3 protein-coding genes are annotated in these 3,226 nt (G+C 65.1%); 1 reads left to right on the forward strand and 2 read right to left on the reverse strand.

Translation table 11 applies throughout. The features are described 5' to 3' along the window. The coding region (locus Q4E95_RS12205; RefSeq protein ID WP_303383563.1) for an MmgE/PrpD family protein at positions 1-1,058 on the reverse strand (1,058 nt) is incomplete at its 3' end. A 59-nt stretch (positions 1,059-1,117) separates the two neighbouring features. Then, the gene (locus Q4E95_RS12210) at positions 1,118-1,783 is read right to left on the reverse strand and encodes a GntR family transcriptional regulator (RefSeq protein ID WP_303383564.1); all 666 of its coding nucleotides are present in this window, start codon (positions 1,781-1,783) and stop codon (positions 1,118-1,120) included. A gap of 187 nt (positions 1,784-1,970) precedes the next feature. Between Q4E95_RS12210 and Q4E95_RS12215 the strand changes: the two genes are divergently transcribed. After that, positions 1,971-3,226: AMP-binding protein (locus Q4E95_RS12215; RefSeq protein ID WP_303383565.1), on the forward strand; the 1,256-nt coding region annotated here is incomplete at its 3' end.

The following is a 3,226-nucleotide window of genomic DNA, read 5'->3' on the forward strand; positions in this document are numbered from 1 at the left end:
GCCGTGGGATCGTACTTCTGGGGATCGTTGGCGCCGGAGCCGATCACGTAGTGGGTGTGGTGCGATGTCTTGATCAGGATGGACTGCACGTTGTTGGGGTCCGCGACCTCGGGGTGGTCGTTGTGCAGCTTGCGTGCCAGGTCGATCCAGGCCTGGGCCTGGTACTCGGCGGAGTGTTCCTTGGTGTAGGTGTCCAGGATGGCGCGCTTGGCTTCGCCCTGTTCCGGCAGCGGAACCTCGTAGGAGGCATCGGGGCCCGAGAGCAGCCACGCGATCACGCCGTCTTCGCCTTCGTAAATGGGCGTGGGGGAGGTCTGTCCGCGCATCGCGCGGTCCACGGCCTCGATCGCCATCTTGCCGGCGAACGCCGGAGCGTGTGCCTTCCAGGTGGAGATCTCGCCCTTGCGTGATTGGCGGGTCGCGGTGGTGGTGTGCAGACCCTGACCGATGGCCTGGAAAATGATCTCGGTGTCCAGACCCAGCAGCGTGCCGATACCGGCGGCCGCGGACGGGCCGATGTGGGCGATGTGGTCGATCTTGTGCTCGTGCAGGCAAATGCCCTTCACGAGGTCCACCTGGACCTCGTAACCGGTCGCGATACCGCGAATCAGATCCTTGCCGTTGCTGCCCACGTGCTGGGCCACGGCCAGGATCGGGGGAATATTGTCGCCGGGGTGGGAGTATTCGGCGGCCAGGAAGGTGTCGTGATAGTCCAACTCACGCACTGCCACGCCGTTGGCCCAGGCGGCCCATTCCGGGGACACCGCGGCGTTGTTGTCGGGAGCTCCGTACAAGAGGGCACCGTTGCCCGTGAAACCGGAACCTTCGGTGACCTTGTGCCCCAGCGCCTGCGTGCGAGCCGAAACAATGGGGCCCCGGTTCAAGGAGGCAATGGCAACCGACGCATTGTCGATAATCCGGTTGATGACCATGTCGACCACGTCGGGATCGACCTCGACCGGGTCGGTGGCCACCTTGGCCAGTTTGTAGGCCAGTTGCTCCTCACGGGGCAGATTTTCCTTGGACGAGTACGTACGTACGGTGTGCTTGACGGTCACGGGGAGCCTTCCTCAGATCCGTTGGGCGCGGGCCGGTTGGTGCCGCGCGGGTGGTGTGGTCACGATGCGGCGGGCCGCACCGGTGCCAATTCTTTGGTGTTCAACGCGTGCTGTAGGGCGTTGCTCAGGTGCACGCGGGTTGTGGCAATGGCCAGGGCCGGATCGCCGTCCGCAATGGCCTGGGCAATGCGCTGATGCTCGTCCGCGGCGGATGCCAGGCGTTGCGGATCCGACTTGGAGAGCTTGCGGACTCGGGCCAGGTGCAGCCGGACGCCCGCTTGGGCCTGGCGCAGAAACGGGTTCGCGGCGGCCTCGTCAATGGCGGCGTCCATGCGCTGAACCAGTTCGTAATAGGAGACGTGGTCCGGATCGTCGTCGCTGGTGAGGCCGTCCACGGCGCGACGCAGGTCAGCGGCGAGCGCGCGAAAGACCTCGGGGTTGCCGCGGCGGGCGGCCAACTCCGCGGCTCGGCAGTCGAGGCTGTCGCGGAATTCGTAGAGAGAGCGCACATCCTCGGCGGAAATGGTCGCCACGACGACGCCGCGGCCGTTGTGGGGTTCGGTCAGGCCGTCCGCGGTGAGCCGGGACAGCGCTTCCCGCACCGGCGTGCGGGAGATGCCGAGCCGCTCGGACAACTCGACTTCGCCGAGCACCTGCCCCGGTGGCAAGCGCCATTCCACGATGTCTGCGCGCAATGCCTGGTAAGCGCGTTCCCCAGCTCGCATGACACCTCCTTCTCAGTCGCAGCAATCAGCTCGAGTGTATACACAGATGGCGGATCAGGGCGAGACTTTCCGGAAACATTCCCGAAAAGGCCAAGCTATGTATACAAAGCTGTTGAAACGTGTGACTCATAACACTAGCCTGGAGGCCTAGCCATCCAGCGAGTCCCACAATGATGTCGGAGTGATCATGTCCCAGGCTACGTACGCATCCGTTTACGAGAACAGTGTCAGCAACCCGGAGCAGTTCTGGCTCGACGCTGCTCAGGCCGTCGAGTGGATTACGCCTCCCAGTAAGGCCCTCGATGACTCCAAGGCGCCCATCTACCGTTGGTTCCCCGACGCGGAGTTGAACACGTGTGCCAACGCACTGGACCGCCACGTGGCAGCCGGACACGGAGACCGCACCGCCCTCATTTACGACTCGGCCGTGCTGGACATCCAGGAACAGATTTCCTACGGCGAGCTCCTGGAGCGCGTGAAGTTGTTTGCCGGCGCGCTCGCGGACCAGGGCGTGCGGAAGGGGGACCGTGTTCTGCTGTACATGCCCATGATTGCGGAGTCCGTGGTCGGGATGCTCGCGTGTGCTCGTTTGGGCGCGGTTCACTCGGTCGTGTTCGGCGGGTTCGCTCCCCGGGAGCTCGCCAGCCGCATTGACGATTCCCGGCCGACCGTGATCGTGACGACCTCGGGTGGCGTTGAACCCAAGCGCCGGATCGAGTACATCCCGTCCGTCGAGGAGGCCCTGGAGGTCAGTGACCACGCGCCGTCGGCGGTCCTGGTCCACGAACGAGAGGGTTTCGAGAACACCGTGGCCCACGCTCGCGAGCGCGCTGAAGGCGTGGCGAACGCCCCCGCATGGCTGTCCTGGACCGAGGCCCTGGAAAAGGCTGAACCCGCGGACGCCGTGACCGTGGCGGCCACCGATCCGCTCTACATCCTCTACACCTCCGGAACCACGGGTAAGCCCAAGGGCGTGGTGCGCGACAACGGCGGGCACGCTGTGGCGCTGACGTGGTCCATGAAGAACATTTACGACGTGGGTGAGGGCGAGGTCATGTGGACCGCCTCGGACGTCGGCTGGGTCGTGGGCCACTCCTACATCGTGTATGCGCCGCTGCTGGTGGGTGCCACCACGGTTCTCTACGAAGGGAAGCCCGTGGGCACCCCGGATGCCGGTGCCTTTTGGAAGCGGATCGACAATCACGGTGTGAAGGCGCTGTTCACCGCGCCCACCGCCCTGCGCGCGATTCGTAAGGCGGACCCCGAGGGTGACTTGGTCAAGGACTACGACATGTCCTCGCTGCAGGCGCTGTTCGTGGCCGGCGAGCGCCTCGACCCGGAGACCTATCACTGGGCGGCCAAGGTGCTGGACGTTCCCGTGATCGACCACTGGTGGCAGACCGAAACCGGATGGGCGATTTGCGCCAACCCGTTCGGCATCGA

This window comes from Kocuria sp. (genome assembly GCF_030536815.1).
Classification (GTDB): Bacteria; Actinomycetota; Actinomycetes; order Actinomycetales; family Micrococcaceae; genus Kocuria; species Kocuria gwangalliensis.